The sequence below is a fragment of the Silanimonas algicola genome (assembly GCF_054777375.1).
Map to the genome: position 1 here is coordinate 339,727 of NZ_BAAHAS010000002.1, position 26,798 is coordinate 366,524.

Annotated in this window: 22 protein-coding genes; 14 read left to right on the forward strand and 8 right to left on the reverse strand. The window is 69.5% G+C overall.

Features of this window, described 5'->3' with window-relative positions:
* Positions 1-2: 2 nt before the first annotated feature.
* The 4 genes from ACYVAK_RS06770 to msrA form a co-directional block, all read right to left on the reverse strand.
* Positions 3-131: a hypothetical protein gene (locus ACYVAK_RS06770; protein ID WP_461059239.1), complete on the reverse strand. Its 129-nt coding sequence runs from the start codon at positions 129-131 to the stop codon at positions 3-5.
* A gap of 43 nt (positions 132-174) precedes the next feature.
* Positions 175-2,040, reverse strand: coding sequence for a GGDEF domain-containing protein (locus ACYVAK_RS06775; RefSeq protein ID WP_461059241.1), 1,866 nt, complete (start codon positions 2,038-2,040; stop codon positions 175-177).
* 161 nt (positions 2,041-2,201) lie between these two features.
* Positions 2,202-3,704, reverse strand: a complete 1,503-nt coding sequence (locus ACYVAK_RS06780; RefSeq protein WP_461059243.1) for an aminotransferase class III-fold pyridoxal phosphate-dependent enzyme — start codon at positions 3,702-3,704, stop codon at positions 2,202-2,204.
* Between the two features lie 125 nt (positions 3,705-3,829).
* Complete coding sequence (gene msrA / locus ACYVAK_RS06785) at positions 3,830-5,245, reverse strand: peptide-methionine (S)-S-oxide reductase MsrA (protein ID WP_461059245.1); 1,416 nt, start codon at positions 5,243-5,245, stop codon at positions 3,830-3,832.
* 149 nt (positions 5,246-5,394) lie between these two features.
* Between msrA and ACYVAK_RS06790 the strand changes: the two genes are divergently transcribed.
* The 4 genes from ACYVAK_RS06790 to ACYVAK_RS06805 are packed head-to-tail and all read left to right on the forward strand — an operon-like array spanning position 5,395 to position 8,873.
* The gene (locus ACYVAK_RS06790) at positions 5,395-6,324 is read left to right on the forward strand and encodes an ABC transporter ATP-binding protein (protein WP_461059247.1); all 930 of its coding nucleotides are present in this window, start codon (positions 5,395-5,397) and stop codon (positions 6,322-6,324) included.
* The gene (locus ACYVAK_RS06795) at positions 6,321-7,079 is read left to right on the forward strand and encodes an ABC transporter permease (protein ID WP_461059249.1); all 759 of its coding nucleotides are present in this window, start codon (positions 6,321-6,323) and stop codon (positions 7,077-7,079) included. Before ACYVAK_RS06790 ends, ACYVAK_RS06795 begins: the two co-directional genes overlap by 4 nt.
* Before the next feature lie 9 nt (positions 7,080-7,088).
* The gene (locus ACYVAK_RS06800; RefSeq protein ID WP_461059251.1) at positions 7,089-8,258 is read left to right on the forward strand and encodes a sensor histidine kinase; all 1,170 of its coding nucleotides are present in this window, start codon (positions 7,089-7,091) and stop codon (positions 8,256-8,258) included.
* Between the two features lie 9 nt (positions 8,259-8,267).
* A complete protein-coding gene (locus ACYVAK_RS06805) occupies positions 8,268-8,873 on the forward strand; it encodes a response regulator transcription factor (RefSeq protein ID WP_461059253.1) in 606 nt (201 codons plus the stop codon).
* 27 nt (positions 8,874-8,900) lie between these two features.
* Here the strand turns inward: ACYVAK_RS06805 and ACYVAK_RS06810 are convergent, their stop codons facing one another.
* Both ACYVAK_RS06810 and ACYVAK_RS06815 read right to left on the reverse strand, forming a co-directional pair.
* On the reverse strand, positions 8,901-9,938 hold the full coding sequence (locus ACYVAK_RS06810; protein WP_461059255.1) for an ABC transporter ATP-binding protein: 1,038 nt from the start codon (positions 9,936-9,938) through the stop codon (positions 8,901-8,903).
* Positions 9,938-10,516: a superoxide dismutase gene (locus tag ACYVAK_RS06815; protein ID WP_461059257.1), complete on the reverse strand. Its 579-nt coding sequence runs from the start codon at positions 10,514-10,516 to the stop codon at positions 9,938-9,940. The genes ACYVAK_RS06810 and ACYVAK_RS06815 overlap by 1 nt, the downstream gene beginning before the upstream one ends.
* Before the next feature lie 120 nt (positions 10,517-10,636).
* Here ACYVAK_RS06815 and grxD point away from each other — a divergent pair, with 120 nt between their 5' ends.
* The 4 genes from grxD to ACYVAK_RS06835 all read left to right on the forward strand — a co-directional run bounded on the left by grxD (position 10,637) and on the right by ACYVAK_RS06835 (position 15,796).
* The gene (gene grxD / locus ACYVAK_RS06820; RefSeq protein WP_461059259.1) at positions 10,637-10,957 is read left to right on the forward strand and encodes a Grx4 family monothiol glutaredoxin; all 321 of its coding nucleotides are present in this window, start codon (positions 10,637-10,639) and stop codon (positions 10,955-10,957) included.
* Positions 10,954-11,721 (forward strand): SDR family NAD(P)-dependent oxidoreductase, encoded by a 768-nt coding sequence (locus ACYVAK_RS06825; protein WP_461059261.1) that lies wholly within the window; start codon positions 10,954-10,956, stop codon positions 11,719-11,721. The genes grxD and ACYVAK_RS06825 overlap by 4 nt, the downstream gene beginning before the upstream one ends.
* Positions 11,722-11,729: 8 nt before the next feature.
* Positions 11,730-12,335, forward strand: coding sequence for a YhgN family NAAT transporter (locus ACYVAK_RS06830; protein WP_461059263.1), 606 nt, complete (start codon positions 11,730-11,732; stop codon positions 12,333-12,335).
* A gap of 269 nt (positions 12,336-12,604) precedes the next feature.
* The gene (locus ACYVAK_RS06835) at positions 12,605-15,796 is read left to right on the forward strand and encodes a TonB-dependent receptor (RefSeq protein WP_461059265.1); all 3,192 of its coding nucleotides are present in this window, start codon (positions 12,605-12,607) and stop codon (positions 15,794-15,796) included.
* Positions 15,797-15,902: 106 nt separating this feature from the next.
* Here ACYVAK_RS06835 and ahr read toward each other — a convergent pair whose 3' ends face one another.
* On the reverse strand, positions 15,903-16,916 hold the full coding sequence (gene ahr, locus ACYVAK_RS06840; RefSeq protein ID WP_461059267.1) for an NADPH-dependent aldehyde reductase Ahr: 1,014 nt from the start codon (positions 16,914-16,916) through the stop codon (positions 15,903-15,905).
* A gap of 120 nt (positions 16,917-17,036) precedes the next feature.
* Between ahr and queA the strand changes: the two genes are divergently transcribed.
* From queA to ACYVAK_RS06870, 6 genes are all read left to right on the forward strand, one after another.
* Complete coding sequence (queA, locus tag ACYVAK_RS06845; RefSeq protein ID WP_461059269.1) at positions 17,037-18,077, forward strand: tRNA preQ1(34) S-adenosylmethionine ribosyltransferase-isomerase QueA; 1,041 nt, start codon at positions 17,037-17,039, stop codon at positions 18,075-18,077.
* Positions 18,074-19,210 carry a tRNA guanosine(34) transglycosylase Tgt gene (tgt, locus tag ACYVAK_RS06850; RefSeq protein WP_461059271.1) on the forward strand — a complete coding sequence of 379 codons (1,137 nt, stop codon included), beginning with the start codon at positions 18,074-18,076 and terminating at the stop codon, positions 19,208-19,210. Before queA ends, tgt begins: the two co-directional genes overlap by 4 nt.
* Before the next feature lie 54 nt (positions 19,211-19,264).
* Positions 19,265-19,603: a preprotein translocase subunit YajC gene (gene yajC, locus ACYVAK_RS06855; protein WP_461059273.1), complete on the forward strand. Its 339-nt coding sequence runs from the start codon at positions 19,265-19,267 to the stop codon at positions 19,601-19,603.
* A gap of 69 nt (positions 19,604-19,672) precedes the next feature.
* Positions 19,673-21,550 carry a protein translocase subunit SecD gene (gene secD, locus ACYVAK_RS06860; RefSeq protein ID WP_461059275.1) on the forward strand — a complete coding sequence of 626 codons (1,878 nt, stop codon included), beginning with the start codon at positions 19,673-19,675 and terminating at the stop codon, positions 21,548-21,550.
* Positions 21,551-21,563: 13 nt separating this feature from the next.
* The gene (gene secF / locus ACYVAK_RS06865) at positions 21,564-22,526 is read left to right on the forward strand and encodes a protein translocase subunit SecF (RefSeq protein ID WP_461059277.1); all 963 of its coding nucleotides are present in this window, start codon (positions 21,564-21,566) and stop codon (positions 22,524-22,526) included.
* Positions 22,527-22,620: 94 nt separating this feature from the next.
* Positions 22,621-25,908 (forward strand): diguanylate cyclase, encoded by a 3,288-nt coding sequence (locus tag ACYVAK_RS06870; RefSeq protein ID WP_461059279.1) that lies wholly within the window; start codon positions 22,621-22,623, stop codon positions 25,906-25,908.
* Between the two features lie 11 nt (positions 25,909-25,919).
* Here the strand turns inward: ACYVAK_RS06870 and ACYVAK_RS06875 are convergent, their stop codons facing one another.
* On the reverse strand, positions 25,920-26,753 hold the full coding sequence (locus ACYVAK_RS06875) for an inositol monophosphatase family protein (protein WP_461059281.1): 834 nt from the start codon (positions 26,751-26,753) through the stop codon (positions 25,920-25,922).
* Between the last annotated feature and the right edge of the window lie 45 nt (positions 26,754-26,798).

Genomic DNA, 26,798 nt, shown 5'->3' on the forward strand with positions numbered 1-26,798 from the left:
GATCAGTTCGGCCACCCCGGCCCTTCGAAGGTGCCGGTCGTGGTGGTGACACCCGCGACCGGCACGCGAATACCGATGACGCCGCCGAGGGCGGTCGTGGTAACGGTGAGCGTGAGCAGGTCGTGGCGCATGGCCCCACTTGAACCCGCCTGCGTTGCCTTTGTCAAGGCCGCGTCAAGCCGTTTCGTCTGAAACCACGCGGTTCCGGCCGCTTTGCTTGGCGCGATACATGGCCGCATCCGCGCGTGCGAGCACGCCGGCGAAGTCAGGGTCGGCGTCACGCATCTGCGCGACGCCGATCGAGATGGTGACGCGCAGCCCCGGCACCACGTCGTCGAGGTCCAGCGATTCCACGCCGGCACGAAGGCGTTCGGCCACCTGCCGTGCCGACGGTTCGGCGGTCTCGGGCAGCAGGCCGGTGAACTCCTCGCCACCGATCCGGCCCATGAGGTCGAGCTTGCGCAGCGTGCGCTGGCATTCGCGGCCGACGCGTTGCAGCACGGTGTCGCCCACGGCGTGCCCGTGCGTGTCGTTGACGGCCTTGAAGTGGTCGATGTCGATGGCGAGGACGCAGAAGGGCTGCCCTGTCAGGCGCGCCATCTTGAAGGCCTCGCTGCCGCGGTAATCGGTGTGCCGGCGGTTGGCGAGGCCGGTGAGCGGGTCGGTCATCGCGAGCAGCCGCAGCCGGCGGGCCTTGGCGATCTGGCGCGCCACCACGACGAGCAGGACGACCACGAGCACCACGGCCAGCGACATCGCCGTCCACTGCCAGCGGCGCGCGGCGTTGAGGCCCTCGATCTCCTTGAGGCGCAGGGCTTCCCGCGCCTTCAGCTCGGCGTTCTCGACCTCGCGCCGCGAGGCGTCGAACTGCTCGCGCATGAAGTCGGTACGCTGCTCCGCCCGCAGGCGGTCGTCCTCGGCATGGGCCTCGATGAATCGGCGAAGATCGGCGATCGCTTCCTTCTCGCGCCCGAGGCGTTCCAGCAGGCGTGCCCGCTCCGGCAGCGCCAGCGCGAGGTAGCGTTCGTTGCCCTCCCTCGTCCATGTGGCGACGGCGCGATCCAGAAGAGCGAGCGCTTCGGCATCTTCCCCGAGTGCGGCGAGGGCCATGCCGCGAACCAGTGCGAGCATGGTCGGATCGCCCGGGTCGCCGGACTCGGCGAAGTCGGCTTCGGCCCGCTCGAGCGCCGCCAGCGCGCGCCGTGGGGCGCCGTCGTTGACCTCGACGCCGGCGAGCCCAAGGCGGGCATAGCCGCAGTCCGCATGGCTCGCGTGGCGTTGGCAAAGCTCGACGGCGTCGGCCAGCATGCGTCGCGCTTCGTCGTACCGGCCGGTCTCGTCATAGAGGTAGCCCAGCTGCAGCAGCGAGACCATCGCATAGGCCCAGCGCGAGCGGATCTCCTCGTCCTCGAGGCTGCGCCGCAGGTACTCCTCCGCGCGTGCCGACTCGCCCATGCGACGGTAGGCGATGCCGACATTCTGCAGGTTGGCCGCGATCGCGAACGGATCGCCGGCGTCGTCGAACACGTCCTGCGCCGCCAGTGCATCGCTCAGCGACTTGGCGAATTCCCCGGCGAGCGAGTGGGCACTGGAGCGCGCCGACAGCATTTGCCCGAGGAGGACGGGATCGTCGCTGCGCCGGGCGGCGTCCACCGCCGCGTCGTAGGCCGCCTCGACCACCGTCGAGTCCGTGCCCAGCGCGAGGAAGGCCGCTCGGCAGGCGTGCAGCAGGGCGAGGCTGGTGGGGTCGGGCGTCGGTTCGGCGGCTTCGGCCGCGAGCAGCCTGTCGGCGTTGGCCAAGGCCGCCTGCCGATCTCGACGCGCGGCGCCGCAAGCGATCGCCTCGAAGCGGCGTTGGCGCCGCGGATCGTTCGGCGGGAGCGAGGCACGGAGCGCGTCGACGGCAGCGGCACCCTCCACGGGCGTCGTGCCCATGCCCTCGCGCATCGCCTTCGCGAACGCGGCATCGAAGGCGCTGGCATCCGGAGCCATCGCCCCCTCGGCGCCCCAGGCGATCGAGGGGGCAAGCAACAGGCCCATGACCCATCCGTGGCGAGGCGTTCGGCGCATCGGACGTCCGTCGGAGATCGATGGCGCGATGATGAACGCTTCGCCCCTGAAAGCAAGACGCCCCGCGCAAGGCGGGGCGTCTGTTCCTTCCGTGCGCGGGACCCATCAGGCCCGCTGGCGTCGCGAGGCGCTCAAGCGGCTTCGGCTTCCATGAGTCGTGGGCCGTGCAGGAGGGCCTGGCGGACGGCGTCGATGACGAGGTCGGCCTCGGCGCTCGAGATCGCGAACACCGGGGTGAAGCGCAGCGAATTCAGGCCGCCATGGATGACGTTGACGCCTTTCTCGCGGATGTATTCCTCGGTGCTGGTCGTGCCGTAGCACTTGTAGTGCGTGGCGATCTCGCAGGAGAACAGCAGGCCCGTGCCCTGCACCTTGGTGATGGTGCCCGGCGGCAGCTCGGCCTTGAGGGCTTCGAGTTTGGCCAGGAATTCGGCGCCGCGGGCACGGATGTTGGCGCGCAGTTCCGGCGTGAGCAGGCCGAGGGTCGCGGCGGCGGTGTCCATCGCGCGCGGGTTCGCCGTCATCGTGTTGCCGTAGGTGCCGCGGCGGTAGAGGCTGGCGGCCCGCTCCGTCACCGCCAGGATCGACATCGGGTACTGCGCGGCGTTGAGCGCCTTCGAATAGGTCTCCATGTCCGGAGCCTCGAGGCCCTCGAAGCCTGGGTAGTCGACGATCGACAGCACGCCCTGGGCGCGGATGCCGGCCTGGATGCTGTCGATCAGCAGCAGGGTGCCGTGCTCCTTCGTCAGTCGACGGGCCTCGGCGTAGAACTCGGGCGGCAGGGCGCGGCCGGGGTCGCCTTCGCCCATCACCGGCTCGATGAACATCGCCTCGAAGTACCAGCCGTTGGCTTCGGCGTCGGCGAAGGCCTGCCGCAGCGCCTCGATCGAGTAGGGCTCGATGGTGATCAGCTGGTCGGCATGGTGCTTGTGGCTGGCGAGGTGCAGCGCGTAGTTCTTCCGGCTGGAATCCGAATACAGCGCCGGCAGCTCGGTGCGGCCGTGGAAGGCGCCCTTGATGGCGAGGCGCTTCACGCGCTTGCCGGCGTGGCGGCCACCGGCGTCGGTATGGATCTTCGTGTTGACATCGGCGATGCGGCCGGCGAGGGACACCGACTCCGAACCCGAGTTCAGTGCCAGGAACTTGGCGTAGGGGCAGCCGCCACGGGTGTGGCCGACCTCCGCCCGCAAGGCGCGGTCGAGGCGCAGGTGCGAGAGGCTCGGCGTCATGATGTTCGCCATCACCTGCGGCTTGGCCATCGCCGACAGCACGGCGAAGGGGGTGTGGCCGAAGCCGAGCATGCCGTAGCCGCCGCAGTCGTAGACCACCGCGCCCTTCAGGGTGATGACCCACGGGCCGCGTGCGGCAATGGCGATGTACGGGTTCACCGCGTCGTCCGGATAGAAGTTCAGGAACCCGGCCTGGGCGATACGCATCTGCTCCGCTTCATCGAGTTCCAGCAGCTCCGGGAACTCGATCTTGATCGCCTCGAACGCCTCCAGCGCGGCATCGATCGCGGCACCGAGCTGCGGGTGCGACGCCCCGAAGCGTTCGATCACCTCGTCGGCAAGGCCGGTGGTGCGGACGTGGCCGGCATGGGCGCGGATCGGATGAAGGCGGGCGGCGAGGCTCATGGGAACTCCGGTGGCGTGAAAAGAAAACAGCGCCGCCGCAATGCGAGGCGCTGTTTTTCTCTTTGGGAACAACAACTTGGACCCGATCCTAGCACCCGGCCCGGAGCGCCGTAACCCCCGGCGTTTCAAACGCCTGTCACAGGGTCCGGCACGAACGTCAGCACGTTGCCGTTGATGCAATAGCGCTTGCCGGTGGGCGGCGGGCCGTCATGGAAGACGTGGCCAAGGTGGATGCCCGAGCTGGCGCTGCGCACCTCCGTCATGACGCCGGCAAGGCTCAATTCGCCGTGGTAGGTCACGGCGCCCGGAAGGGGTTGGAAGAAGCTCGGCCAGCCGGTGCCGCTTTCGAACTTGGTGTCGGTCCGGAACAGCGACGCGCCGGTAATCGGGTCGACGAAGGTGCCCGGGCGGGTTTCGTCGAGGTGGGAGCCGGTGAATGGCCGTTCGGTGCCGCTGTCGAAGGCGATGCGGCGCTGTTCCCCGGTGAGCAGGCGGAAACCCAGCCACTGCCAGAACCGCACTTTGTCGCCGTCGTAGCCGGTGTAGCGCGACACTTCCTTGCCGCCTTCGAACAGCACGATCGTCGGCGTCGCGAACAGCGGCTTCTCCAGCGCCCAGCCCTCGGGCTCGCGTGTGGCGAACGTATGCACGATCGGTACCGGCGACTGCCAGGCATCGCTCACGTCGGCGCGGAACCTGGCGCAGAAGGCGCATTCGGCGGCCTCGAACACCACCAGCTGGCGCGTGGCATCGAGCGCATCGCCGACGAGGCGCGCTGGACCGGGCGCGGCCGGCGTCGAGGGAGCATTCGTCGGTGCGGCCTCGGGCACCGGGCCGGCGGCCGCCGGCACCGCGGCGCCGAGGCTCGCTAGCGCGTCGGCCGGGAACTTCACGCCCGTGCCGCCGAGGCCGCAATAGCCGTCAGGGTTCTTCACCAGGTAGTCCTGGTGGTAGTCCTCCGCGGCGATGTAGCGCGTGAGCGGCTGGATCTCGGTCGTGATGGCGCCATAGCCCTCGGCGGCCAGCGCGGCCTGGAACGCCGTCTTCGTGGCCTGCGCGATCCGCAGCTGGCCCTCGCCATGGGTGTAGATCGCGCTGCGGTAGTTGCTGCCGATGTCGTTGCCCTGCCGATCGCCCTGCGTGGGGTCGTGGTTCTCCCAGAACCCGGCCAGCACCGCGGCCAGCGTGGTGGCGCGCGTATCGAACACCACCTTCACCACCTCGGCATGGTTTCGGGCATCGGAAAGCCCGAGCTTTCGGGCTCGTTCGGTGTTGAGCACGTCGTCGTACGTGCCCGGCACCTCGCCGTTGGCGTAGCCGCTCTCGACGTCGATCACCCCGGGCAGCGCAGCCATGCGGCGTTCCGCGCCCCAGAAGCAGCCCATGCCCAGCACGACGGCGTCGAGGTGCTCGCGCGGCACATCCGGCTTGGGCCCGACGGTGGTCGCCAGCGCGGGCGGAACCGGCGCCTGGCCGCAGGCCGCGAGCAGGCCGGCAAGCAGGGGGGCGAGGGTGAGGCGGAAGGTGGAGGCGGTGGTCATGGCGGCAGGCAGCAAGGGGTTCGAACGGGATTCGGGACGAGGGCGTCCGGCGTTACATCCGCCGCATGACGGATGTCATCGCGTTCAGCTGACGCCCGCGACTGCACGCGTGGCGTGAACGCGGCGAGCCTGTCGGCAAGGAGGACCGTATGACCCCAGATCCCACCGCTGCGATTGCCCGACTGGTTGGCGTCACCCACCGCTACGGTGACCTCGTCGCCGTCGATGGCTTGGACCTTGATGTCCGGCCGGGCGAAGTGCTGGCCCTGCTCGGAGCAAATGGTGCCGGCAAGACGACCGCCCTCGGCCTTCTGACCGGGCTGCTCCGAGTGCAGCAGGGTCGCGTCGAGTTGTGCGGCGGCGACCCCCGGACGCCAGCGTCGCGCAGCGCGCTGGGCGCGATGCTGCAGGAGGCGCGCCTGCCCGAAACCCTGCGCGTGGGGGAACTGGTGCGCCAGTTCAGCGCGGCCTACCCAGCCCCCCGCCCAGTGGCCGAAACACTGGCCCTTGCCGGGCTTGACGGGCTTGCCCGACGACCCTACGGCGCGCTCTCCGGGGGGCAACAGCGTCGCGTGCAGTTCGCTCTGGCCATCTGTGGCCGGCCGCGGATCGTGCTGGTCGACGAGCCGACCACGGGGCTCGATATCGACGCGCGCCGCGCTTTCTGGGGCGTGCTGCGCGGGTTGCGGCTTGAGGGCGCCGCCCTGCTCCTGACCACCCACTACCTCGAAGAGGCCGATGCCCTCGCGGACCGCGTGGTCGTGATGCGCGCCGGTCGCGCCATCGCCGAGGGCACGCCGATGCAACTGAAGGCGCGCGCCAGCGGCACCCGCGTGCGCTGCCGCAGCCGGCTCGGACTCGACGAGGTGCGGACGCTGCCCGGCGTGCGCGAGGCCCATCACGAGGGGGGGCGGCTCGTCCTCCGCTGCGGGGACGCCGATGCGCTGATCCGCGAGCTGCTGCGGCGCGATCCCGCGCTGGCCGAGCTGCAGGTGGTTCCCGCCAGCCTCGAGGACAGCCTCCTTGAACTCATCCAGGACGAACCTCGGGGCGCGACGCCCCATCGGAGTGCCGCATGACCTCGCAAGCCACCTCCCTGTTCCGGCTCCAGGCGATCGAGACCGGCCATGCGCTGCTTCAGGTCTGGCGCTTGCCCGCCTTCAGCGTCCCCACCCTGTTGTTCCCACTGATGTTCTACGCGCTGTTCGGACTGCTGCTGCCGTCGCAGACCGGCAATGCCGCGCCGGCGCACTACCTCCTTGCCACCTACGGCGCCTTCGCGGTGATCGGGCCGGCACTGTTCGGGTTCGGGGTCGGGTTGGCCCTCGACGAGGAGATGGGCTGGCTGCGGTTGAAGCGAGTCTCCCCGATGCCGATGGCGGTGCACTTCATCGCCCGCGTGCTCACCAGCATGGTGTTCGCCCTCGCCGTGGTCCTGGCGCTCAGCGCGCTGGCGGCGCTTGCCGGCGGCGTGAGGTTGGAGATGGGGCGATGGTCGCTGCTGTGGGCCACGCTGACCTTGGGCACGCTGCCGTTCTGCGCGATGGGCCTGCTGATCGGTTCGCTGGTGCCTGCGCGAGGCGCGGTCGCCGTGGTGAACCTGGTCTACCTGCCGATGTCCGTGCTGTCGGGCCTTTGGTTTCCGATCACCATGTTCCCCGAGGCGATGCAGGGCTTCGCGCTCGTCCTTCCCGCCTTCCATCTCGGCGACCTCGCGTTGACGATCGTGGGCCTGCGTGAGGCCAACGTGCCGCTGGCCATCGCCGTGCTGGTGGGGGCAGGTATTCTTTTCCTGGTGATGGCGCTCGCCGTGCAACGTCGGCGCGCCCGCTAGACTGGCCCCATGCGTACCTCATCGCCCGGAGCCACCGCCCGCGATCCCCAAGCGGCCACGCCGATCGCCACGCTGCGCGCCGCCATGGCGGCGGAGCCCGGCGATGCGTCGCAACGCGCGTGGCGGCGCCTGAACCTCGTCTACCTCATCTTCGTTTTCCTGCCCCTCGGCTGGGTGGACGAGGACCTGCCGCTCGCCGTCGGCCTGACCTTCGCCGCGTTGGCGGTGTTCTTGCCGATCTACTGGAAGAGCTTCTTCTTCGATGGCCGCATGGGGCTGCTCGCGGCGCTGGCCATGGCGGCCACGGGTTTCGCGCTCACGCCGTGGAACCCCGGGGGGAACACGCTGCTCATCTACGCCTTCGCCTCGCTGGGCTTCTCGCAGCGTTGGCGCGTGGCCGTGCTCGCCACCGCCGCGCTGCTCGCGGCCTATGCCGCGTGGCTGTGGGCGCTCGCCATGCCGATGCCGTTCCTCGCCGCGCCGGCATTGATCGGCGGCGCGGTGCTGGCCGGCGCGATCCTCGGCCAGCGCGAGATGCGGCGCAACGAGCGGCTTCGACTCACGCAGGCGGAAGTCGACCGCCTCGCCCGCGTCGCCGAGCGCGAGCGCATCGCCCGCGACCTCCACGACCTGCTCGGCCACACGCTCAGCGTGATCGCGCTGAAGAGCGAATTGGCCCGGAAACTGGCCGAGCGCGACGCCTCCGCCGCGGCGACGCACATCGGCGAAGTGGAGCAGGTGGCCCGCGATGCCTTGAGGCAGGTGCGCGAGGCCGTGACCGGCATGCGCTCCGCGGAAATCGCGAACGAACTGGTCAGTGCGCGACTGGCCGCGGTGGGCGCCGGCCTTGCGTTCGAGGCCGAAGTCGATCCACTGCCGCCACTCGACGCCGCCCAGGAGAACGCCTTGGCGATGGGGCTGCGCGAAGCCCTCACCAACGTGCTCCGGCATGCGAAGGCCCGGCAGGTGCAGGTGCAGATCCGACGGCAGGGACGCGCGGTCCAGCTGGAGGTGCAGGATGATGGCGTGGGCAGCACGAAGTCGCCGGGGAACGGGCTGTCGGGCATGAGGGAACGCGCCGAGGCGCTGGGTGGGCAGCTCTCGGTGGACAGTGCCGAAGGCGCCGGCACGCGGCTCCGGCTGTTGTTGCCGCTGGACGGAGCCGGCGCGCGCCGCTAGCGTCGCGGCATGATCCGAATCGTCCTCGCCGAAGACCAGGCACTGCTGCGCGGTGCCCTCGCGGGCCTGCTCGGCCTCGAATCCGATATCGACGTCGTCGCCGAAGCCGGCGACGGCGACAGCGCCTGGAAGGCCGTGCAGCAGCACCAGCCCGACCTGCTGCTCACCGACATCGAGATGCCCGGCCTCACCGGCCTCGATCTCGCCGCCAAGGTGCAAGAGGCGAAGCTGCCGACCCGCGTCGTGATCGTCACCACGTTCGCGCGCGGCGGTTACCTGCGCCGGGCGCTGGACGCCGGCGTGCGCGGCTACCTGTTGAAGGACGCGCCGGTCGAAAAGCTGGCGCAGGCCCTGCGCGACGTGCATCGCGGCGGCCGGGCCATCGCCCCGGAACTGGCCGTCGATGCGTGGCGCGAGGAGGCCGACCCGCTCACCGACCGCGAACGCGCGGTGCTGCGCCTCGCCGGCGAAGGCCTGAGCTCGCAGGACATCGCGGAGAAGCTGCACCTGTCGAATGGAACCGTGCGCAACTACCTCAGCGAGGCCATCGGAAAGCTTGGCGCCGCCAACCGCACCGAGGCGCATCGCCTCGCGCGGCAGAAGGGCTGGCTGTAGCGCGCGACGACGCCCCGTTCGCCGGGCTCAGCGCGGAAACACCACGACGTGGGCGAGGTCGGGTCGCACGTGCACGCGCTCGCCGATGGCGAAGCGGCGATGGCTGGGCGCCAGCGCGCTGAGTTCGGTGCCGTCGTCGAGGCGCAGCCGATGCAGTGATTCGGCCCCTTGGAAGCGGATGTCGGCCACCACGGCGGGCGTGTCGCCTTCGCCGATCACGACGTCGTCCGGCCTAAGCAGCAGCAGGCCTTCGCGGCCGGCATCGGCGGGCGCCGAGTGGCCTCGCGGCACGGCGAGCGGCCCGAACGGGGAGGCCACGCGGTCGGCGTCCAGCCATCGCACCGGCAGCAGGCGGCCATCGCCGACGAAACGCGCCACGTCGGCGCTGGCCGGGCGGTGGTAGAGCTCGTACCCCGGCGCCCATTGCGCCAGACGACCGTCGAGCATCACGCCCACGGTGTCGGCGAACGCGAACGCCTCGTCCTGGTCGTGCGTGACCAGCAGGGCCGCGGTGCCTTCGGCCTTCAGCAGCGCCCGGAGCTCGTCGCGCAGCTTCGGCCGGAGGTCGGCATCGAGCCCGGAGAGCGGCTCGTCGAGCAGCAGCAGGTCGGGTTTCGGCGCCAGCGAGCGGGCCAGGGCCACGCGCTGCTGCTGGCCGCCGGAGAGTTCATGCGGACGGCGCGCGCCGAGGCCGTCGAGGCCGGTGCGTGCCAGCAGGTCGACCACGCGGGCCTCGCGTTCTGCCAGGGGCCAGGCCGAGAGGCCAAAGGCGATGTTCCCCGCCACGTCGAGGTGCGGGAACAGCGCGAGGTCCTGGAACACGAAGCCCACGCCGCGCTTTTCCGGCTTGAGGCCCGCGGCATCCGCGCCTCGGAGGCGAACGCGGCCGGCCTCCGGAGCATGCAGCCCGGCGATCACGCGCAGCAGCGTGGTCTTGCCGGTGCCCGAGGGCCCGAGGAGCGCGGCGATGCCGCCGCGCGCCAGGTCGAACGTGACGCCCTCGAAGACGCGCCGGCCGCCGTGGGCGGCAGCCAGCGAATCGATCGAGAGCAGGGGTTCCGCCATCAGCGCATCTGGCTCGCGACGAAGTCCCAGTTGACGAGGTTCCAGAAGGCCTCGACGTACTTGGCGCGGGCGTTGCGGTAGTCGACGTAGTAGGCGTGCTCCCAAACGTCGCAGGTCAGCAGGGCGGTGTCGTTGCCGGTCAGCGGAGTGGCCGCGTTCGAGGTCGAGACCAGGGCCAGCGTGCCGTCCGGACGCTGCACCAGCCAAGCCCAGCCGGAGCCGAAGGTGGTCAGGGCGGTCTGGGTGAACTGCTCCTTGAAGGCCTGGAACGAGCCGAACGCCGCGTTGATGGCGTCGGCCAGCTTGCCCTTCGGCTCGCCGCCGCCGGCCGGCTTCAGGCAGTTCCAATAGAAGGTGTGGTTCCACACCTGCGCGGCGTTGTTGAACATGCCGCCCTGCGACTTGCGGATGATGGCTTCAAGGTCGAGCGACTCGAACTCGGTGCCGGCGATCTGCTTGTTGAGGTTGTCCACGTAGGTCTGGTGGTGCTTGCCGTAGTGGAAGTCGATCGTCTCGGCCGAGATGTGCGGAGCGAGGGCGTCGCGGGCGTAGGGCAGGGCGGGCAGCGTGATGGCCATGGGGCTCTCCGTGGGGATGGCGGACGGGCGATGCGACGGCCGGGCCGCCGCAGGGGCTAGAATTGTAGCCCTGCGGCACCGCCCCACGGTGCCAGCGTCGTGAAACCAGCGAGGACTCCCATGGCGGCGATGGAGCGGATCAAGGCCGAGCTCGAGGCCCATCCGGTCGTGCTCTTCATGAAAGGCACGCCGGAGGTGCCGATGTGCGGCTATTCGAAACGCGCCGTCGACGCGCTGCGGGCGGCGGGCGCCACGCGCCTGCACACCGTCAACGTGATGGCCGACCCGGAGATCCGCGCGAACCTGCCGCGTTACGCGGATTGGCCGACGTTCCCGCAGCTCTACGTTCAGGGCGAGCTGATCGGTGGTGCCGACATCGTCGCCGAACTCGCCGAGGCCGGCGAGCTGGCGCGCATCGTGGCCGAGGCGCAGGCGGCATGAGCGAGTTCGTCGCTTTCCCAGCCGCTGCGCCCCGTCCCCTGAAGGATCGCGTCATCCTCGTCACCGGTGCCCATGGCGGCCTCGGCGCCGAGGCCGCGAAGGCCTGCGCGCGGGCCGGAGCGACGGTCGTGCTGCTCGGCCGCAAGGTCCCGAAGCTGGGCCGCGTGTACGACGCGATCAAGGCCATGGGCCCGGAGCCCGCGCTCTACCCGATGGACCTCGCCGGTGCCGATCCGGCCGATTTCGAGAGCCTGGCCGACACCATCGGCCGTGAACTGGGCCGGCTCGACGGCGTGCTGCACTGCGCCGCCGATTTCGCCGGGCTGACGCCACTGGAGAACACGCCGCCCGAGCAGTTCGCCCGCCAGGTGCAGGTCAACCTCAACGCCCGCTGGTTCCTCACCCAGGCCTGCCTGCCGCTGATGCGGAAGTCGGCCGATGCCGCGGTGGTCTTCGTGCTCGACGACCCGGCCCGCGTGCTGCGGCCGTACTGGGGGGCCTATGGGCTGACCCAGCTGGCGGGCGAGGGTCTGGTGCGGATGCTCCATGCCGAGACCGACACCACCGTCGTCCGCGTCAGCGGGCTGCGCCCCGGCCCGATGAAGACGCCGCTGCGCAGCCGCGCCTTCGTCGACGAGGCCATGCTCCGGGTGCCCGGACCCGAGGCCTTCGCTGGCGCCTGCGTCATGCTGCTTTCCGCGGAAGGCGCCGCGCATCGCGGCAGCGTCCACGTGCCCATCGCCGCCGAGTCGGCCACCGCCTAAAGACCGCCATGCAGGATTCCAGCCTCCTTGCCGCCGCCATCCTGCTGTTCCTGATCCTCGACCCGCTGGGCAACGTCCCGGTGTTCCTAAGCCTGCTGAAGCCGGTGCCCGAGCACCGCCGGCGCCGTGTGCTGGCCCGCGAGCTGGTCATCGCCCTCGCGGTCCTGTTCCTGTTCCTTTTCGCCGGGCGTTACATCCTCGACTTCATCAACCTCCGGCAGGAGTCGGTGAGCATCGCCGGTGGCATCATCCTGTTCCTGATCGGCCTGAGGATGATCTTCCCGGCGCCCGAGGGGATCTTCGGCGACACCCCGGAGGGCGAGCCCTTCATCGTGCCCATGGCCGTGCCCCTGGTGGCCGGCCCCTCGGGCATGGCGGCGGTCATGCTGATGGGCTCCAAGGACCCCGACCGCCTGCTGGACTGGAGCCTCGCCCTGCTGATCGCCTGGGCGGCCACGGCGGCCATCCTGTTTTCGGCGACCAAGCTTTACCGGTTGCTGGGCCCCCGCGCCCTGACGGCCCTGGAGCGCCTGATGGGCATGGTGCTGGTGGCCATTTCCGTCCAGATGACCCTCGACGGGATCGCGGCCTACCTCGGTCGCACGGCGTCCTGAGCGCCTTTCGCCGTCGTCCTTGCCCGGCGGCCCCGACGCATCGGGCCTGTCTGGTCTCAGATGGGGTTGAGATGACAGTCATCGAAACGTCATCTGGGCGCTCTACGCTGTTAAACTGTCGTTAGGCTGTCATCGCCCATCCGAAGCCCGTCCGCAGCCGACGGCGGCCACAGCGAAGTCTTTCGCCGCTTCCCGGCGGAACTCGTCATCCGTGGCGGCAGGTGCCGCCATCGTCTGTCTCCGCAGTAAAAACCAGAGCAGGTCCACACATGAACTATCGCAGCAAGGTGCGCTACTCGAAGCTCGCGCTCGGTCTCGCCATCGCCCTCGCCTCGGCGCCGGCCATGGCGCAGAACACCACCGCCAACATCGGTGGCCGCGTCACGGCCGGCGAGTCGGCCGTCCCGGGTGCCCAGGTCGTCATCACGCACATCCCGTCGGGAACCTCGGCCCAGGCCGTTTCCGACGCCAGCGGCCGCTACGCCGCCCGCGGCCTGCGCGTGGGTGGCCCGTACCGGGTGACGATCACCAAGGACGGCAAGACGGAAGTCATCGACAACGTCTTCCTGCAGCTCGCGCAGACCACCCAGGTGGACGCCGCGCTCGCGACCGACGCCACCACGCTCGATGCGGTGGAAGTGATCGCTGACGACTTCGGCGTGACCCCGTTCAGCTCGGAGGCCATGGGTGCCGGCACGACGGTGACCCGCCAGTCCATCGACCAGCTGCCGTCGACCTCGCGCAACATCCAGGACTACATCCGCCTCGATCCGCGCATCGCGCAGACCAGCAAGTCGGACGGCTCCATCTCCGTGGGCGGCCAGAACACCCGCTACAACCTGATCAAGATCGACGGCGTCGGCGCCAGCGATCCGTTCGGCCTCGAGGCGAACAACCTTCCGACCGAGCGCCAGCCGGTCTCCCTCGACGCGATCGAGGAAATCAACATCGACGTCGCGAACTACGACGTCACCATCGCCGGCGGTACCGGCGCCGTCATCAACGCGGTCACCAAGTCGGGCACCAACGAGTTCGGCGGCACGGTGTACTACACCATGCGCGACGGCAACTGGGTCGGCGAAGACCAGGCCGGTCGCGACTTCACCGGCTTCAACGAAGAAGAGACCTATGGCTTCACCCTCGGCGGCCCCATCGTCAAGGACCGCCTGTTCTTCTTCGCCAACTACGAGAAGTTCGAGCGTGGCGCGCAGGGTGCCGCGCTGTCGGGTACGCCGTTCGGCCGCGGCCTGATCACCAGCGCCGACATCCAGCAGATCTCGCAGATCGCCCAGCGCTACGGCTTCGACGCCGGTGGCTTGGAGGGTTCCGCGACGAGCACGACGGAGATCGAAGAGAAGGGCATCAAGCTCGACTGGAACATCAGCGATTCCCACCGCGCCGCCCTGCGCTACAACGAGATGGAGCAGACGGTGCCGCGCTTCCCCGGCATCGCGACCGGCACGGTCTCGCTCAGCTCGTACTGGTACGACCAGCCGAAGTCCTTCAAGAGCCTCGTCGGCGAAGTGTTCAGCGACTGGACCGACATCCTTTCGACGGAGTTCAAGGTCTCGACCCGTGACTACGACGCCCTGCGCGTGCCGGCCAGCAACCTCCCGAGCATCCGCGTGAACGTCGGCAACAACGGCGTCTTCCTCGGCACGGAGCAGAACACCCACGTCAACGCCATCGCGACCGAGCAGTTCTCGGCCTTCGGCGCGGCGAACCTGTTCCTCGGCGACCACACGTTGAAGGTCGGTTTCGACTACGAAGAAAACGACGTCTTCAACTTCTTCGGCCGCAACCTCAACGGCGTCTACGTCTTCAATTCGATCGCCGACTTCTCGGCCGGTCGCCCGGCCACGTACCTGCTGCGCACGCCGCGTCCGAACGGCGGCACGCTCGCGGACATCCCCGCCACGTACACGGCGGAGAACCTCGGCCTGTTCGTGCAGGACACCTGGGCCGTGAACTACAACCTGACGCTGAACCTGGGCGTCCGCGTCGACCGCCCGGACTTCAGCGAGCAGCGCCTCGCCAACGCCCGCATCCAGCAGCTGTACGGCCTCGACAACACCAACACGGTCGACTTCACCCTGGTGCAGCCGCGCTTCGGCTTCAACTACACCTTCGATTCGGAACGCCAGACCCAGCTCCGCGGCGGCCTCGGCCTGTTCGCCGGTGCGGCCCCGAACGTCTGGATCGCCGGCGTCTACCAGAACACCGGCCTGAACTTCGTCGAGTACGACCTGCGCGGCGCGGCGGCCCCGAACTTCTCGCCGAACGTCCCGCAGCCGGCCCCCACGGTCGGCCCGTCGGCGGCTCGCCAGAACGTCGACATCCTGGCGCCCGACTTCGAGCTTCCGTCGGTGTGGAAGGCGAACCTGGCCCTCGACCACGAGCTGCCGTGGTGGGGCATGATCGCGTCGGCCGAGCTCGTGCTCACGAGCGTCGAGTCGGGCATCTTCATCCAGCGCCTCGATACCGGCGCGCCGACCGTCACCGGCCCTGACGGCCGCCTGATCTACTGGAACGCCGCCGGCCGCACGCGCACCAACGCGGCGACGGGCGTCCAGAACGGCGTCGGCGGTGCCTCGAACCGCGCCAACCGCCCCTCCGATATCGGCGACGTGCTGCTCGTCAACAACACCGACAAGGGCCAGAGCAAGCAGTTCACCGTCAGCCTGCAGCGCCCGATGGAGGATTCGTGGGCGTGGAGCCTCGGTTACACCTACACCGAGGCCGAGGAAGTGAGCCCGTTGACCAGCTCGATCAACAACTCGAACTGGAACAACCAGATCAACTTCCAGCACAGCGAGGACGTGGTCCAGAACTCGCGTTACGCGATCCGTGACCGCATCACGGGCACGCTCACCTACCAGAAGGCGTTCTTCGGCGACAACCGCACGACGATCTCGATGTTCTACGAGGGCCGCTCGGGTCGTCCGTTCAGCTACATCTACTTCAACGACATCAACGGCGACGGCGCGAACACGAATGACCTGTTCTACGTCCCCGCCGGTCCCGGTGACGTGATCTTCACCGGCGGCGCCGCGATGGAAACGGCGTTCTTCGAGTGGCTGGCCCAGAACCCGGAGCTGGCGGCCTACCGTGGTCGCGTGACCGAGGCCAATGCGTTCCGCGCCGGCTGGGTCAACAACTTCGACCTCCGCATCTCGCAGGAAATCCCCGCGTTCTTCGACGGCCACAAGGCCGAGATCTCGCTCGACATCATGAACGTCGGCAACCTGATCAATAAGGATTGGGGCGTGATCGAGGACTACGGGTTCTTCGCGACCCGCCGCGTGATGAACTACGCGGGCATCGAGAACGGCCGTTACGTCTACACCTTCGACCCGGCCCGTGCGGATCGTCCGCAGGTCCAGGAGGTGCGTGGCGACGACGGCTTCAACACCGGCGTCTCGCGCTGGTCGGCGATGCTGGGCTTCAAGTACAAGTTCTGATCAGCGATCAGTACGCGTGAGCCAAACGGCCGGGGAAACCCGGCCGTTTGCTTTTTCGCCGCTGCGGCGACGGCGCCAAACGGGGCCGGACGCCGACTCCGGGGCGTCAGGCGAAATCGGCGTCCAGGACGATGCGGTAGCGCGCCTTGCCGCTGTGCAGGCGCTCGAAGGCGTCGTTGATCCTCGACATCGGGAAGCGCTCCACCTGCGGCGCGATCTCGTGGCGGGCGCAGAACTCGAGCATCTGCGAGGTCGTCGCGGGGCTGCCCAGCGGCGAGCCGCTCACCGACTTCTGCCCGCCGATCAGGGCAAAGGCCGGCACGGGCACGGGTTCGAGCACTGCACCGACGAAGTGCAGGCGGCCGTTCGGGGCGAGCGCGCCGAGGTACGCGCCCCAGGGCAGGGTGACGTTGGCGGTGACGAGGATGAAGTCGAACTTGCCCGATTCCTTCGCGAGCGCCTTCGCGTCGGTGCTGACGACCGCGCGATGGGCGCCGAGGCGGATCGCCTCCTCGTGCTTGCTCTCGCTCGACGTGAAGGCCGTGACCTCGCAGCCCCAGGCGTTGAGGAACTGCAAGGCCAGATGGCCGAGACCGCCAATGCCGACCACGCCGACGCGGTCCGTCGGCTTGATGCCGAAATGCGCGATCGGGCCGAACACGGTGATGCCGCCGCAGAGCAGGGGGCCGGCGCTTGCGGCATCGACGCCCTCGGGGATGGGCGTGGCCCAGACCCAATGCGCGCGCACGCGCTCGCCAAAGCCGCCGTAGCCGGAGACGATCAGGCCGCTCGATTTCCCGCAGACGTTGTGGTGGCCGGACAGGCACTGCTCGCAGGCCATGCAGCTGCTCTCGTACCAGCCGATGCCCACGCGGTCGCCGACCTTCACGCGCTTGGCCTCGGGGCCGACGGCGACCACGCGACCAATGGCTTCATGGCCGGGCACCAGCGGGTAGCGGGCGTTGCCCCAGTCGTTGTTCACCATGCTGAGGTCGGAGTGGCAGAGGCCGCAGTGCTCGACCTGCACCTCGACGAATTCGGGATGGAGCGGGCCGGGATCGTACTCGAAGGCCTGCAGGGCGCCCTTGGAGGCGGTGGCGGCGTAGGCGCGGATGGGCATGGAAGCTCCTTGTCGGGGTGGGGACGGCGCGCCGAGTCTGCGGCGGCGGCCCGACGTCATACAATCACGCCCCCGCGCCGCGAGGCGCCCGCTGGAGGGCCGGCCTGTCAAGCCGATCCGATGAAGAAGTCCGATTTCCATTACGACCTGCCGCCGGAACTGATCGCGCAGGCCCCGCTGGCCGAACGTTCGGCCTCCCGCCTGCTGCACGTGCCGGCGTCGCCGGCCGCACTGGCCGACCTGCACGTGCGCGACCTGCCGTCGCTGCTGCAGCCCGGCGACCTGATGGTCTTCAACGACACGCGCGTGATCCCGGCCCGCCTTTACGGGCAGAAGGCCACTGGTGGGCGTGTCGAGATCCTGCTCGAACGCGTGACCGGTGCGCATGAAGTGCGTGCGCAGGTCGGCGCGAGCAAATCGCCGAAGCCCGACAGCACGATCACGCTCGACGACGGCACGGTGGTGACGGTGCTCGGCCGGGACGGCGAGTTCTACCGCCTGCGTTTCGAGACCACCGAACCGCTGGAGAAGGTGCTGCTGCGTGCCGGCCGCATGCCGCTGCCGCCCTACATCCAGCGCGAGGCGGACATCCGCGACGACGAGCGCTACCAGACGGTGTTCTCGAAGCACGTCGGCGCCGTCGCCGCCCCCACTGCGGGCCTGCACTTCGACGACGCGCTGCTGGCCGCGCTGCAGGCCAAGGGCGTGTCCTTCGGCCACATCACGCTGCACGTCGGCGCCGGCACCTTCCAGCCGATGCGCGCCGAGCACGTGAAGGACCACGTGATGCACCGCGAGTGGCTGAACGTCGGCGCCGAACTCTGCCAGCAGATCCGCCAGACCAAGGCGCGGGGCGGGCGCGTCGTCGCGGTGGGCACGACGGTGATCCGCGCGCTGGAGACCGCATGGCGCGACGGCGAGGTGCTGCCCTTCGCCGGCGACACGCAGATCTTCATCACGCCGGGCCATCGCATCCGCTCGGCGGACGCGCTGTTCACCAACTTCCATTTGCCGGAATCGACGCTGATGATGCTGGTGAGCGCCTTCGCCGGCTTCGACCGGATCATGGCGGCGTATCGCCATGCCGTCGAACAGCGCTACCGCTTCTTCAGCTACGGCGACGCCATGCTGCTCTGGCCGCAGGCGGAGGAGGGCGCATGAGCCGGATGGCGTTCCAGAAGCTCGGCCAGGATGGCGCAGCCCGGCGCGGCCGCATCACCTTCCCGCGCGGCACGATCGAGACGCCGGCCTTCATGCCGGTGGGCACCTACGGCACGGTGAAGGCCATGCGCCCGGCCGAGGTCGAGGCGCTGGGCGCCGAGATCATCCTCGGCAACACCTTCCACCTGTACCTGCGGCCCGGCCTCGAGGTGATGGAGGCCCACGGCGGCCTGCACGGCTTCACGAAGTGGCAGAAGCCCATCCTCACCGACTCGGGGGGCTTCCAGGTCTTTTCGCTGGCGCACAAGCGCAAGATCACCGAACAGGGCGTGACGTTCGCCTCGCCGGTGGATGGCCGCAAGGTCTTCCTCGGGCCCGAGGAGTCGATGCGGATCCAGCGCGTTCTGGGTTCGGACATCGTGATGATCTTCGACGAGTGCACGCCCTACCTCGTCGACGGCGTGCCGGCCTCGGAAAAGGTCGCACGCACGTCGATGGAGCTCAGCCTGCGCTGGGCCGAGCGCTCCAAGCGTGCGCACGAGGGCAACGACGCGGCACTTTTCGGCATCGTGCAGGGCGGTCTCTACCCGGAGCTTCGCGCCCGTTCGGCGGAAGGTCTGCAGCAGATCGGCTTCGACGGGTATGCGGTGGGCGGCCTCGCCGTGGGTGAGCCGGCCCATGAGCGCGAGAAAACGCTGGAAGCGATCTGCCCGCAGCTGCCGGAGGACAAGCCGCGCTACCTGATGGGCGTGGGCAAGCCGGAGGACATCGTGGAGGCCGTGGCGCGCGGCGTCGACATGTTCGACTGCGTCATGCCGACGCGGAACGCCCGCAACGGCCACTACTTCACCGATTTCGGCCAGGTGCGCATCCGCAACCAGAAGTACGAGCACGACCTGCGGCCGATCGAGCCCGGCTGCGACTGCGCCACCTGCACCGGCGGCTTCACCCGGAGCTACCTCCGGCATCTCGACCGCTGCAACGAGATCCTCGGCTCGATGCTGGCCACCACCCACAACCTGCGCTACTACGTGCGGCTGATGGAGCGGATCCGGGCGGCCATCGGGCAGGGGCGTTTCGCCGAATTCCGTGAGGGCTTCTATCGAGCACGGGCGTCCGGCGAGCCGGCCTGAACGCGGCTCGTGGCATACTCAGGGGCTGTCTGGCCTTCAGGAAACCCCAAGACCATGTCCCTCCTCGACCTGATCATCCCCGCCGCCCACGCCCAGGCCGCCGGCGCCCCGGCGCCCAGCCCCTGGCCCAGCGTCATCATGCTTGGCGCGGTCTTCGTGCTGATGTACTTCATGATGATCCGGCCGCAGATGAAGCGGCAGAAGGAGCACCGCCAGATGGTCGAGAAGCTGGCGAAGGGCGACGAGGTCGTGACCAGCGGCGGCATCGCCGGCCGCATCGACGATGTGGGCGAGAGCTTCATCACCGTCGAGATCGCCGAGGGCACCAAGGTGAAGCTGCAGAAGGGCGCCATCAACGCCGTCCTGCCCAAGGGCACCTTGAAGTCCCTCTGATCGCCCCCATCACGCCGGCTTCATGCCGGCTTTTTGGTCGGCGCCTCGCCGCCGGCCTGAAGTGACGCCATGCTCGAATACGCACGCTGGAAATACGTCGTCGCCCTGATCGTGCTGCTCGCCAGCACGCTCTACGCGCTCCCCAACCTGTACCCGCAGGACGCGGCGGTGCAGATCACCGCGAACCGCGGCTTCGCCGTCGACGACGCCCTCGATGCGCGCGTCGAGGGCCTGTTGAAGGACGCCGGGATCGCGGCGAAGTCGGTGCAGGCGGAAGGGGACAGCCTGCTCGTCCGGCTCGATGCCGCCGACCAGCTGCGTGCCGCGGAACTCCTCCGCCCGGCTTTGGAGCCCGGCTACGCCGTGGCCCAGAACCTGGCGTCCACCGTCCCGGCCTGGCTTGACGCCTTCGGCGCCCGGCCGATGAGCCTCGGCCTCGACTTGCAGGGTGGCGTGCATTTCCTGCTCCAGGTCGACCAGCAGTCCGCGCTGGAGAAGCGCGAGAACGCCTACGCCGAGCAGATCCGCGTGGTGCTGCGCGAGCAGAAGATCCCCTCGCAGGAGGTTCTGGTGCGCCCGCGCGACATCCTCGTGCGGTTGACCCGCGCGGAGGACGTTTCGAAGGTGCTGGCCATCGTCGCCGCCGAATCGCCGGAGCTCGAGCTGCGAGCGCTGTCGGGAAGCGCCGGCCCGGGATTCACCGCGAGCATCCCCGAAGCCACGCTGCAGGCCCTGCTCACCGAGTCGATCAACCAGAACGTGGCCATCCTGCGCAACCGCATCAACGCGCTCGGCGTGGCCGAGCCGGTGGTGACCCGCCAGGGCGAGTCGCGCATCGTCGTGCAGATGCCCGGCGTGCAGGACACCGCCCTGGCCAAGCGCGTGATCGGCTCGACGGCGACACTCGAGTACCGCGCCACCCTGCTGTTCGGCACCGACGCGCTGGAAGCCGAGCGCACCGGCCGCGTGCCGCCGGAGGGCCGTATCTACTACATGCGCGAGCGCAATCCGGACGGCAGCCGCATCCCGATCGTCCTGTCGAAGCGCGTGATCGCCACCGGCGACCAGCTGGTCTCGGCGACGTCGATCACCGACCAGGAAAGCGGCACGCCGGGCGTCTCAGTCACCCTCAACGCCGCCGCCGGCCAGCGCATGTTCGACTTCACGTCGCAGAACGTCGGCAAGCCGATGGCGGTGGTGTACATCGAGCGTGTGCCCGAGGTGCGCATCGTCGACGGCAAGGAAGTGCGCAGCACTCGGGTCACCGAAGAGGTGATCAGCAGCGCCACCATCCGCGGCGTGTTCAGCCGCAATTTCCAGACCACGGGGCTCGAAAGCCCCGCCGAGGCCCAGCAGCTGGCCCTCCTCCTGCGTTCGGGCGCGCTGGCAGCGCCGATGGAGTTCGCCGAGGAGCGCATCATCGGCCCGAGCCTGGGTGCCGAGAACATCGAGCGCGGCCTGCAGTCCATCGCCGCGTCCTTCGTGCTGGTGCTGGTGTTCTTCGTCGTGTACTACCGGATGTTCGGCCTGATCACGAACATCGCCCTGCTGCTCAACCTGCTGATGCTGGTGGCGATCATGTCCGTGTTCGGCGCGACGCTGTCGCTGCCGGGCCTCGCGGGCATCGCGCTCACGGTCGGCCTGTCGGTCGACGCGAACGTGCTGATCAACGAGCGCATCCGCGAGGAGTTGCGCGCCGGCAACACGCCGCTCAACGCGATCGTCACCGGTTACGAGAAGGCCGCAGGCACCATCGCCGACGCCAACGTCACGGCGCTACTCGCCGGCGTCGCGCTGTTCGTGTTCGGCACCGGCCCGGTCAAGGGGTTCGCCCTGTCGCTGATCATCGGCATCCTGACCTCGATGTACACCGCCGTGTCGGTGTCGCGCGGCGTCGCCACCCTCATCTACGGCCGCCGCCGCAAGCTGGCCGGCCTGGCGATCTGACCGGAGTTCCCCTGTGTTCCGCCTGATTCCCTTCGAAACCAACGTCGACTTCCTTCGCTGGCGCGTGCTGGCGATGACGATCGCCTTCGGCCTCATGGCGGCGGCGATCGCCCTGATGCCGATCCGCGGCTTCAACTTCGCCCTCGACTTCACCGGCGGCACGGTCGCGGAGCTGCAGTTCGAGCAGGCGCCCGACCTGGAAGCCGTCCGGGCCAAGCTGGAGGACGCCGGCTATGCGAGCCCGATCGTCCAGACCTTCGGGTCCGAGAGCGACATCATCATCCGGCTGCAGCCCCGCGACGCCGATGCCGGCGAAGCGGCCCTGCAGGCCAGCGCGGCGGCCACCGGCGGCGAACTGGCCGACCTGCTCGGCGAGCCCGGAAACGCCGTCAGCGTCCTCCGCTCCGACTTCGTCGGTCCCCAGGTGGGCAAGGAGCTCGCCTACAACGGCATGCTGGCGATGTTCTTCGTGGTCGCCGGCTTCCTCGTCTACATCACCTTCCGCTTCGAGTGGAAGTTCGCCGTCGCCGCGATCATCACCACGATGCACGACGTCGTGCTGGTGGTCGGCTGGTTCGCGCTGTCGCAGCGCGAGTTCGACCTGATCGCGTTGGCCGGCGTCCTCTCGGTGATGGGTTATTCGATCAACGACACCATCGTCGTGTTCGACCGCGTGCGCGAGAATTTCCGCGGGTTGCACAACGTGTCGGCGAACGAGGTGCTGAACCGGTCGGTCAATCAGACCCTCTCGCGCACCATCATCACGTCGGCCGTCGCCTTCCTGACCGTCCTCGCGCTGTACCTCTACGGCGGCGACAGCCTGCACGGCATGGCCGAAGCGCAGATGATCGGCATCATCGTCGGCACCGTCTCGTCCATCTTCATCGCCTGCCCCCTGCTGGTATGGATGAACGTGACGAAGCAGGACCTCCTGCCGAAGGCGAAGGACGACAGCGAGCTCGACCGGCGGCCCTGAGATTCGGCCGCCCATGGCCTCCGAAGGCCGCGGAGCATCCGCGGCCTTCGTCGTTCCGGGTACAGTGCCGGTCTCGGCGTGGACGGGGGCGGGGATGGCGGAAAGCGCGGTGGCGGCGGGTGATTCGAACGGCGCGATGAAGCGCCCGGCGCGGCCCGCGCCGGCAAGGCGCCGCTGGCGGTATCGCATCGTCGTCATGGTCGCCGCGGTGGTCGGGCTCGTCGCGGTCGCGCCCGTCGTTGCCGCGGTGGCGCCGCCCCCGCTCATGTTCGAACGGGTCGGCGACGTGGAGCAGGTGCCCGAGGGCGTGGTGACCGGCCTCGCCCAGGACGCCCAAGGCTTGCTCTGGATCGCCACGACGGGTGGCCTGGTCCGCTTCGACGGCTACCGGTTCCGCCTTTACCAGTCCCGCCCGGACGACCCCGCGAGCCTGCCTGGCAACGTGGTTCGCGTCCTGCATCGCGCACGCGACGGACGCATCTGGGTGGGCACCGAGTCCGGGGGCGTCGCGCGCTACGACGCGGAGGCCGACCGGTTCGAGCGTTTCGGTGCGTCGGACGGCGTCCCGACGCTGCCGATCCGCGCCTTGGCGGACGCCGTCGACGGGGGCCTGTGGATCGGGTCGACCGGCGGTGGCCTGCGCCGTCTCGATCCCATCGCGCGGCGCACCGACGTGTGGCGCCACGATCCGACGGCACCCGGCTCGCTCCCCGATGACCGAATTTCGGCGATCCAGGTCGATCGCGACGGCCATCTCTGGGTCGGGACCTGGCGCGGCCTCGCCCGCCGGCGTGCCGGCAGCGACACGTTCGAGCGCGTGCTTTCCGAGGCGGGCGATCCCCTCGGCTTCGCCAACGCACGCATCCGGGCGATCGCCCAGGTCGGCTCGGGCGATTTGTGGGTCGGGGCGCAGCAGGGCCAGGTCGCCGTGATCCCCCGGGCCGTCGCCGCGGCCGACCGCGTGCCGACCGCCGCCGAAGTGCGGCGTTGGATGGGGAACGGCATCAGTGCCGTCGCCGAGCCGTTGCCCGGGGAGGTGTGGGTCGGGCATCCGGGGGGCATCGACGTGCATGCCGGGGACGACGCGCGTCCATTGCGGTTCCTCCGGGCCGTGCCCGGTCAAGCCCTGGGCCTCGACCCGGCCGAAGTGCGCGCGCTGCTGGTCGACGCGTCGGGGCTGCTCTGGGTCGGCAGTTTCGGCGGCGGCGTGCAGCGCACCGACCCCCGGCCGCGCGGCCTGCTGAGTCGCCGCCATCAGCCCGGCGTCGATCCGCCGATGGCCCAGTTCAACGTGCTGACGATGGGCGAAGACCGGGAGGGCGGCTTGTGGCTGGGCCTGGCCGGCGTGGGCGTTGCGAGGATGGATGGTGATCTGGTGCTTCGCGACCTGCTGCGGCCGGGGCAGGCGGAGGCTGGCGCGCTCGAAGGCGACCAGCCGTCCGGCGTCGCCGCGGGCGCCGATGGCAGCCTGTGGGTCGGCACGGAGCGCGGCTTGTTCCTGCGCCGCCCCGGTGCCGACGGATTCCAGCGCGTGGCCGGTCCCGAGTTCCTCGAGGGGTCCGCGGTCCGACGGTTGTGGCCGGCGTCCGATGGCGGCCTGTGGGTCGGCACCGCCGACGGCCTGTTCGTCGTCGACGCGACGGGCGGCGTACCGCGGCGGATTGGCGATGTCACGGGCCGGCGGGTCGCGGGCAGCATCGAGGCGTTGGCCTTCGATTCGGGCGGAGCCTGGGTGGGCGGCAGCGCGGGCCTGTTCTGGCTGGATACCGGTGCCCGGTCGTTGCGTCCGGTGGAGACGCGCGTCGAGGGCCGAAAGGCCACGTTCGACGTCAATGGCGTGCTCGTGGATCGCGACGGCGTGCTGTGGGTCGATGCCGATGGCCTCCATCGGGCGATCGGCCGCCGTGATGCGGTGGTCGATTTCGATGCGGTCAGCGTCCGTCATGGCCGCGCGGGGGTCAGCTTCGGAGCCAACCTGCTCGACGATGCGGACGGCCGGATCTGGACCCAGGGCGCGATGTTCGACCCGGCAGGGGACCGTATGCGCCAACTGCTGCCGGCGGACGGCGCACAGGTCGGGACCGGATGGTTCCGGTCCTATGCCCGCCTGGGCGGTGGCCGGCTCGCGTTCGGCGGTCGCGAGGGCGTGCTGGTGGTCACGCCGGAGGCGTACACGCCCTGGACGTTCGCCCCGCCCGTGGTCGTCACCAGCGCCCATGTCGACGGCCGAAGGCAGCCGCTCGGTCCCAAGGCGCGGGAGCTGCGCATCGCGAGCGGCGGGCGCGGGTTCACCATCGAATTCGCGTCGCTCGATTTCAGCGCCGCCACCCGCAACCGACACCGCTACCGCCTCGAGGGCGTGGACGAGGCCTGGATCGAAGCCACGCGCGAGAACCGCGTCGCCGCCTACGGCAACCTCTGGCCGGGGCGCTACCGGTTCTTCATCCAAGGCAGCAATCGCGGCGGGGAGTGGAGCGAGCCGCAGGAAGCCTTGGCGATCATCGTCGAGCCCCGTTGGTGGCAGACACCGGCCTTCGCCGTGCTGGCCTTTGCCCTGGCCGCAATCGCGACCACGTTGCTGGTGCGCTGGCGCACGAGGTCGCTGGAACGCGCGCGCCTCGCCCTCGAGGGCGAGGTCGAGCGGCGCACCGCCGAGCTGCGCGTGCTTTCGGAGGCCCTGCGCGTCCGCACCCGCGAATTCGAGGAGGCCAGCCTCACCGATCCACTCACCGGGCTTCGGAACCGGCGATTCATGTCGCTGCAGATGGCTTCGGAGATGGCCCTCTGGATGCGCCGGCGGTCGCAGTCCGGTGGCGAATCCCCGGACGACATGATGGTCTTCCTCATCGATGTCGATCATTTCAAGGATGTCAACGACCGCCATGGCCATGCGGCCGGCGACGAGCTTCTGCGCCAGTTCGCGGAGCGACTCCGGGCGGTGTTCCGTACCAGCGACCACCTCGTCCGCTGGGGCGGCGAGGAGTTTCTCGTCGTCGCGCGGGACACCCACCGCGAACGCGCTGCGGAGCTCGCCGAACGGGTGCGGGACGCCATCGCCGGAACGCCGTTCGTGCACAACGGGACGCCGTTCGCGATCACCGCCAGCATCGGCTGGGCGCCCCTGCCGTGGGATCCTGCCGCGCCGCAGGCGCTCGGCTGGGAAGCGGTCGTGGCCCTTGCCGATCTCGCGCTCTACACGGTGAAGCAGGGCGGAAGGAACGGTTGGCTGGGCCTGTTGCCGAACGTCCCGCTAGCGCCGGACGCCGACCTCGCGTGGCTGACGAAGCGCATGCCGAGGATGCTCACTTCCGGCGAAGTGCGTTTGGCCAGCAACCTCAATACCGACCGCCTCGCCCACTTGATCGCCTCCCAGGCGCGCTGAACCCGGGGCTCTCAGGCGGCGCTGTCGGGGTTCAGCGGCGGCGGCGCGAAGCTGGCGAGCCAGCCGGATTCCTGCACGGCCTTCTGGACGGCGTCGACGACCTTCATCGGGCCGGCGATGCACTGGCCTTCGAACAGGATCTTCTCGTTGCGGCCCTTGAAATCGCAGGCGCGGCCACCGGCCTCGCGCACCAGCAGGATGCCGGCGGCGATGTCCCAGGCCTTCACGCCCGCCTCGACGTAGCCGTCGGAGCGACCGGCCGCGACCCACGCGAGGTCGAGCGCGGCCGAGCCGGTGCGGCGAACGTCTTCGGCGTCCTTGAGCAGCATCTCGATGCACTTGAGCTGCGGTCCGATGCGCTTGCGCTCACGCGGCGGGAAGCCGCTGATGAGCACGGCGCCGCCGATCTCGCGGTTCGTGTTGATGCGGATGCGACGGTCGTTCAACACGGCCCCCGCGCCGCGCGAGGCGCAGAACAGCTCGTTTCGCAGCGGGTCGTAGATGACCGCGTCGGTCGGCTCGCCATTGTCGACGAGTGCGATCGACACGCAGAAATGCGGGATGCCACGCAGGTAGTTCGAGGTGCCGTCGAGCGGATCGACGATGAAGGTATAGCGCCCCTTGCCGGTCTGGCCGGTCTCTTCGCCGAGGATGGCGTAGTCGGGGTAGGCGCGCTTCAGCTCGCGTATGATCTCGCGCTCGGCGAGGCCGTCCACTTCGCTGGCGTAATCCTGGCGGGCCTTCTCGACGACGTTGAGGCTCTCGAGGCGCGACATGTTGCGCAGCAGGACGTTGCCCGCGGCACGCGCGGCCTTGACCATGACATTGACGACAGGGTTCTGCATGCGCTGCCCGCCTCTTTCCGCTGGATTGTGTGAAGAACGTGGACC